At 73.1% G+C, this 6708-nt stretch carries 6 protein-coding genes; 4 read left to right on the top strand and 2 right to left on the bottom strand.

Annotated features, from left to right (window positions below):
• On the top strand, positions 1–464 hold a 464-nt coding region (locus tag ACFV1W_RS39675), incomplete at its 5' end, for an acetyl-CoA carboxylase biotin carboxyl carrier protein subunit (RefSeq protein ID WP_380422335.1).
• A 103-nt stretch (positions 465–567) separates the two neighbouring features.
• Here the strand turns inward: ACFV1W_RS39675 and ACFV1W_RS39670 are convergent.
• Positions 568–1524 carry a DeoR/GlpR family DNA-binding transcription regulator gene (locus ACFV1W_RS39670; RefSeq protein WP_380422337.1) on the bottom strand — a complete coding sequence of 319 codons (957 nt, stop codon included), beginning with the start codon at positions 1522–1524 and terminating at the stop codon, positions 568–570.
• Positions 1525–1760: 236 nt separating this feature from the next.
• A complete protein-coding gene (locus ACFV1W_RS39665) occupies positions 1761–3212 on the bottom strand; it encodes an NAD(P)H-quinone dehydrogenase (RefSeq protein WP_380422333.1) in 1452 nt (483 codons plus the stop codon).
• A gap of 98 nt (positions 3213–3310) precedes the next feature.
• On the opposite strand from ACFV1W_RS39665, the gene ACFV1W_RS39660 reads away from it, so the two are divergent.
• The 3 genes from ACFV1W_RS39660 (at position 3311) to ACFV1W_RS39650 (ending at position 6604) form a co-directional block, all read left to right on the top strand.
• A complete protein-coding gene (locus tag ACFV1W_RS39660; protein ID WP_380422331.1) occupies positions 3311–3748 on the top strand; it encodes a gamma-glutamylcyclotransferase in 438 nt (145 codons plus the stop codon).
• A gap of 149 nt (positions 3749–3897) precedes the next feature.
• Positions 3898–4719, top strand: coding sequence for a purine-nucleoside phosphorylase (locus ACFV1W_RS39655; RefSeq protein WP_270146574.1), 822 nt, complete (start codon positions 3898–3900; stop codon positions 4717–4719).
• Positions 4720–4888: 169 nt separating this feature from the next.
• Entirely contained in the window at positions 4889–6604 is a 1716-nt protein-coding gene (locus ACFV1W_RS39650; RefSeq protein ID WP_380422330.1) for a phospho-sugar mutase, read from the top strand.
• The last annotated feature ends 104 nt before the right edge of the window (positions 6605–6708 follow it).

Below are 6708 nucleotides of genomic sequence, written 5' to 3'. Positions count from 1 at the left end.
CGTTCACGATCTACACCCGCTGGATCGAGACCGAGTTCGACAACACCATCCCGGCGTTGGCCGGCGCGGCCGGCGAGGCCGAGGAGGCCGAGACCCGGGAGACCGTGGTCGTCGAGGTCGGCGGCAAGCGGATCGAGGTCTCGCTGCCGTCCTCGCTGGGCGTCTCGACGGCCCCGGCGGCCGGTGCGACCGGTGCCGCCAAGGCCAAGCGCCGGGCGGGCGCCAAGAAGGCCGGTTCGGCCGTCAGCGGCGACACCCTGGCCTCGCCGATGCAGGGCACCATCGTCAAGGTCGCCGTCGAGGAGGGCCAGGTCGTCGCCGAGGGCGAGCTGATCGTGGTCCTGGAGGCGATGAAGATGGAGCAGCCGATCAACGCGCACAAGGCGGGCACCGTCGTCGGCCTCAAGGCCGAGGTGGGCGGCAGCGTCAGCAGCGGCGCCGCGCTGTGCGAGATCAAGGACTGACCCCGATCGGACCGACGCGGATCAGGTACTGACACCGCGTCCGTCAATCCTCGAACGGTCCGTACTCCCTTCGTGGGAGTACGGACCGTTCGGGTTTCCGGGCTCAGCGCCCGCGCGGCAGACCCATCTCGGCCAGCCGGACCGGCATCCCGCCCGGGCCCACCGGCCCGCCGTGGGTACCGGGGCGGCGCTGGCCGGGCAGCGGGGCGCCACCGGGCGGCGGGACGGGCCGACGGCCCATCGGACCGGGCTGGGTCTGGTGCACCGGACCGCTGCCGGTGCCGTGCACCGGGGCGTCCCCGCCGGTGGCGACGCCGAGCGGGGCGAGGTCGATCTGCACCCCGCAGTCGGCGAGCGCGTCCAGCTCGCGGGCGGTGGCGTCGTCGGCGGTGGCCTGCTCGTCGGTGACCAGCCGGGTGATGGTCTCGGTGGCGACGGTCTGGAACATGCCGGCCGCGCCGAGCTTGGTGTGGTCGGCGAGGACGATGACCTCGGCGGCCGCCAGCACCATTGCCCGGTCCACGCTCGCGGACAGCATGTTCGCGGTCGACAGTCCGCGTTCGGCGGTCAGCCCGCTACCGGAGATGAAGGCCTTGGTGACCCGCAGCCCCTGCAGCGACTGCTCGGCGCCGCTGCCCACCAGGGCGTAGTTGGAGCCGCGCAGGGTGCCACCGGTCATCACCACCTCGACCCGGTTGGCGTGCGCGAGCGCCTGGGCGACCAGCAGCGAGTTGGTGACCACGGTCAGCCCGGGCACCCGGGCCAGCCGGCGGGCCAGTTCCTGGGTGGTGGTGCCGGCGCCGACCACCACCGCGTCGCCCTCCTCCACCAGTCCGGCGGCGAGGTCCGCGATGGCGCTCTTCTCCGCCGCGGACAGGTGGGTCTTCTGCGGGTAGCCGGGTTCGCGGCTGAAGCCGCCGGGGAGCACCGCGCCGCCGTGCCGGCGGTCGAGGAGCCCTTCTGCCTCCAGCGCCCGCACGTCGCGGCGCACGGTCACTTCGGAGGTCTGGACGACGCGGGCCAATTCCCGGAGCGAGACCGCTCCGTTGGCGCGCACCATTTCGAGGATCAACTGGCGACGTTCTGCTGCAAACACAGAACTGACGGTAACCTGCGTGACCGTCTGCTTTCATGCGTTTGCAGCTGGTAGCGGGAAATGCTCACGCAAGAGCGGCGCGTGACCGTACAATACGCGCCGTCGACAACCCGGAACCGCGCCCGCCGTCCGGGTGATGATCATGCCTGTGCGAAGGGCGGCCGCCGATCGGCAGCCGCCCTCAACTGTGCGCCTCGGGCTCAGGATTCGCCGGCGGACCGCTTGCGGATGTGCAGCTGCCGGGCGGCCTCGGCGGTCGAGCCGGAGACCGACGGGTAGACGGTGAAGGCGCTGGCCACCTGTTCGACCGTCAGATTGGCGTCCACCGCGAGCGCGATCGGGTGGATCAGCTCGCTGGCCCGCGGGGCGACGACCACGCCGCCGACCACGATGCCGGTGCCCGGGCGGCAGAACAGCTTCACGAAGCCGTCCCGGATGCCCTGCATCTTCGCCCGCGGGTTGCCGCGCAGCGGCAGCTTGACCACGACGGCGTCCATCTTGCCGCACTCCACGTCGGCCGCGGTGTAGCCGACGGTGGCGATCTCCGGGTCGGTGAAGACGTTGGAGGCCACGGTCTTCAGGTTCAGCGGCTGCACCGCGTCACCGAGCGCGTGGTACATGGCGATCCGGCCCTGCATGGCCGCCACCGAGGCGAGCATGAAGACGCCGGTGCAGTCGCCGGCCGCGTAGACGCCCGGGGCGCTGGTGCGGGAGACCCGGTCGACCTGGATCTGGCCCCAGTCGTTGAGCTTGACCCCGGCCTCCTCCAGGCCCATGTCCGCGGTGTTGGGGATCGAGCCGACCGCCATCAGGCAGTGACTGCCCTCGATCACCGTGCCGTCGGAGAGGGTGACCTCGACCCGGTCGCCGATGCGCTTGGCGCTCTCGGCCCGCGAACGGCCCATCACGTTCATGCCGCGGCGGCGGAAGACGTCCTCCAGCACCTCGGCGGCGTCCGGGTCCTCACCGGGCAGCACCCGGTCGCGGCTGGAGACCAGGGTGACCTTGGAGCCGAGCGCCTGGTACGCGCCGGCGAACTCGGCGCCGGTGACGCCGGAGCCGACCACGATCAGCTCGCGCGGGAGCTCCTCCAGGTCGTACACCTGGGTCCAGGTCAGGATCCGCTCGCCGTCCGGCTGGGCGTCCGGCAGCTCGCGCGGGTGGGCGCCGGTGGCAATCAGCACCGCGTCGGCGCGCAGCGAGTGCACCGTGCCGTCGGGGGCGTCCACCAGCACCTCGCGGGAGCCGTCCACGGCCTGCCCGCCGGCGCCGAGCCGGCCGCGGCCGCGCAGCACGGTGACCCCGGCGCGGGTGACGGACTGGGTGATGTCGTGGGACTGCGCGATCGCCAGGCGCTTCACACGGCGGTTGACCTTGCCCAGGTCCACACCGATGACCTTGGCCTCCCGGTCCCCGGCGCCGTCCTGGTCGACCGTGATGCCCAGCTCCTCGTACGAGCTGTCGAAGGTGGTCATCACCTCCGCGGTCGCGATCAGGGTCTTCGACGGCACGCAGTCCGTGAGCACCGCCGATCCGCCCAGGCCGTCGCGGTCGACGACGGTCACCTCCGCGCCGAGCTGAGCGGCCACCAGCGCCGCCTCGTAGCCGCCGGGTCCGCCACCGATGATCACGATCCGAGTCACGTACCCCATTGTCCCGCACGCCGGGAGCGGCGCCACAACGGGGTCCGCGCTCGGTACGTTCGTCCAGTCACCCCGGACCGTGCGCCGACCGGGCTACGCTGGCCCCCATGCCCCTTTACGCCGCGTATGCCACCAACCTCGATGCCCGGCAGATGACCCGCCGGGCCCCGCACTCCCCGCTCCGCGGCACGGGGTGGCTGGACGGCTGGCGGCTCACCTTCGGCGGCGAGCAGCTCGGCTGGGAGGGCTCGCTGGCCACCGTCGTCGAGGACGAGAAGGACCAGGTCTTCGTCTCCCTCTACGACATCGCACCGATGGACGAGGAGGGCCTGGACCGCTGGGAGGGCGTCCAGCTCGGCATCTACCGGAAGATCAGGCTGCGCGCGCAGACCCTGGACGGCGACATCCCGGTCTGGACGTACGTGCTCAACGACTACGAGGGCGGCCTGCCCGCGGCCCGTTACCTCGGCCTGATCGCGGACGCCGCCGAGAGCGCCGGCGCCCCGGACGACTACGTGCTGGACCTGCGCCGCCGCCCCTGCTGAGCGCAAGCCCTCCTCCCTGTGCGTACCGACAGACCCGCTCACCGGAAAAGCGCCACCGAGCTGTGTTTTCGGGTCAACCGGGTAACGATCCGGCATGCCGTACGCGGATCTTCTACGCGCGTAGCCGAAAGCCGTCTATCCTCGTTCCCGTGAACGCTTCTCCTCAGTCGGTCGTCTCCACCGACCCCTACGCCGCCGCCCAGGCCGCCGCCGAGCGCCTGCGCGAGCTGACCGGTGCCGAGCGGCACGACGTCGCCCTGGTGATGGGCTCCGGCTGGGTGCCGGCCGCCGACGCCCTGGGCGAGACCGTGGCCGAGTTCCCGGTCACCGAGCTCCCGGGCTTCCCCGCCCCCGCCGTGGCCGGCCACGCCGGCAAGATCCGCTCGGTGAAGATCGGCGACAAGCGCGCCCTGATCTTCCTCGGCCGCAACCACTACTACGAGGGCCACGGCGTGGCCACCGTCGTCCACGGCGTGCGCACCGCCGCCGCGGCCGGCTGCGGCATCGTCGTCCTCACCAACGGCTGTGGCGGCCTGCGCGAGGGCTGGGTGCCCGGCCAGCCGGTGCTGATCCGCGACCACATCAACCTGACCGCGGACTCCCCGATCGTCGGCGCCAACTTCGTCGACCTCACCGACCTGTACTCCAAGCGCCTGCGCCAGCTCTGCCACGAGGTCGACCCGAGCCTGGACGAGGCCGTCTACGTCCAGTTCCGCGGCCCGCACTACGAGACCCCGGCCGAGGTCAACATGGCCCGGGTGATCGGCGGCGAGCTGGTCGGCATGTCCACCACGCTGGAGGCCATCGCCGCCCGCGAGGCCGGCGCCGAGGTGCTCGGCATCTCCCTGGTCACCAACCTGGCCGCCGGCATGACCGGCGAGCCGCTCAACCACGAAGAGGTCCTGGAGGCCGGCAAGGCCTCCGCCGAGCGCATGGGCGAGCTGCTGGCGAAGGTCCTGGAGCGGATCTGACGCCCGACGGGCGCAGAATCATGAGTGACGGGGCCCACGGGCGGCGTGATCCGCTGATCACGCCATCCCGCGGGCCCCGTCCGCATGTGCACACCTCTTCTTCCCCCCGCGCGCAACCCTCCGGCCTCCGGCCGACACCCCGACGCACCTCACGATGGAGCTGGCAGCCATGAAGGCACCCACCACCGACCTCCTCGCCCGGGCCCGTACCTGGCTGGCCGAGGACCCCGACCCGCAGACCCGCGAGGAGCTGACCGCGCTGCTGGCCCGGGCCGAGGGCCCGGAGGCCGAGGAGGACAGCACGCTCGCCTGGTCCGAACTCGCCGAGCGCTTCTCCGACCGCCTCCAGTTCGGCACCGCCGGCCTGCGCGGCGAACTCGGCGCCGGCCCGATGCGGATGAACCGCGCCGTGGTGATCCGGGCCGCCGCCGGCCTGGTCGCGTACGTCAAGGAGCAGGGCCTCGGCGACCTGGTCGTGATCGGCTACGACGCCCGGCACAAGTCGTACGACTTCGCCCGCGACACCGCCGCCGTGGTGGTCGGGGCGGGCCTGCGCGCCGCGCTGCTGCCCCGCCCGCTGCCCACCCCGGTGCTGGCCTTCGCGATCCGCCACCTGGGCGCGGCCGCCGGCGTGACCGTCACCGCCAGCCACAACCCGCCGCAGGACAACGGCTACAAGGTCTACCTGGGCGACGGCTCGCAGATCGTCCCCCCGGCCGATGCCGGGATCGCCGCCCACATCGACGCGATCGTCTCGCTGAACGACGTCCCGCGCGCCGAGGAGGGCTGGGAGGTCCTCGGCGAGGACGTCATCGAGGCCTACCTGACCCGGGCCGTCTCCATCGTCGACGAGCACGGCCCGCGCGAGCTGGACGTGGTCTACACCCCGATGCACGGCGTCGGCCGCGACACCCTGGTCGCCGCCTTCCGCCGGGCCGGCTTCCCGGCGCCGACCGTGGTCGCCGAGCAGGCCGAGCCCGACCCGGACTTCCCGACCGTGGCCTTCCCCAACCCGGAGGAGCCGGGGGCGATGGACCTCGCCTTCCGCACGGCCGCCGCGGTCGGCCCGGACATCGTGATCGCCAACGACCCGGACGCCGACCGCTGCGCGGTGGCCGTCCCGACCAACGGCGACTCGGCGGGCGGCGGCAGCGGCTCCGCCGGCTGGCGGATGCTGCGCGGTGACGAGGTCGGCGCGCTGCTGGGCTCCGCGCTGGTCGCCAAGAAGGCCGGGGGCACCTTCGCCACCACCATCGTCTCCGCCACCCTGCTCGGCCGGATCGCCGAGGCCGCGGGCCTGGCGTACGCCGAGACGCTGACCGGCTTCAAGTGGATCTCCCGAGCCGAGGGCCTGCGCTACGGCTACGAGGAGGCGCTCGGCTACTGCGTCGACCCGCAGGGCGTCCGGGACAAGGACGGCATCACCGCCGCCCTGCTGGTCGCCGAGCTCGCCGCGACCCTCAAGAAGTCCGGCCGCACCCTGAGCGACCTGCTGGACGACCTGGCGCTGGAGCACGGCCTGCACGCCACCGACCAGCTGTCCGTCCGCGTGCAGGACCTCTCGCTGATCGCCGACGCCATGCGCCGCCTGCGCGAGCAGCCGCCGACCGTCCTGGCCGGACTGACCGTCACCCGCGCCGACGACCTCTCGTCCGGCTCCGACGACCTGCCGCCCACCGACGGCCTGCGCTACTACCTGGCCGGCGACCCGGTCCGCTCGGCCCGGATCGTGGTCCGCCCGTCCGGCACCGAGCCCAAGCTCAAGTGCTACCTGGAGGTCGTCCTCCCGGTCGCCACGGCCGCCGACCTGGCCGCCGCCCGCGAGCGCGCCGCCGAGCTGCTGGCGGCCGTCAAGCGCGACCTCGCCGAGGCCGCGGGCATCTGACGCCGTACGCGGAAGGGCCCCCCCGCGGCGGGCCCGTCCCCGCGGCCGGGTTCAGACGGCGATAACGGTGATCACGGCGCCCCCGCCCACCACCGCGGGCGCGA

The sequence above is a fragment of the Kitasatospora sp. NPDC059648 genome, assembly GCF_042734825.1.
In the GTDB taxonomy this organism is placed as follows: Bacteria; Actinomycetota; Actinomycetes; order Streptomycetales; family Streptomycetaceae; genus Kitasatospora.
Note: the sequence above shows the minus strand (reverse complement) of the source record. Positions and strands in the feature narration are given on the sequence as shown.

Excerpts from the sequence above, each read along its gene's own strand:
- ACFV1W_RS39665 (WP_380422333.1), bottom strand. The coding sequence starts at position 3,212 with ATGGGGTACGTGACTCGGATCGTGATCATCGGTGGCGGACCCGGCGGC.
- ACFV1W_RS39670 (WP_380422337.1), bottom strand. The coding sequence starts at position 1,524 with ATGGTGCGCGCCAACGGAGCGGTCTCGCTCCGGGAATTGGCCCGCGTC.
- ACFV1W_RS39660 (WP_380422331.1), top strand. The coding sequence starts at position 3,311 with ATGCCCCTTTACGCCGCGTATGCCACCAACCTCGATGCCCGGCAGATG.
- ACFV1W_RS39650 (WP_380422330.1), top strand. The coding sequence starts at position 4,889 with ATGAAGGCACCCACCACCGACCTCCTCGCCCGGGCCCGTACCTGGCTG.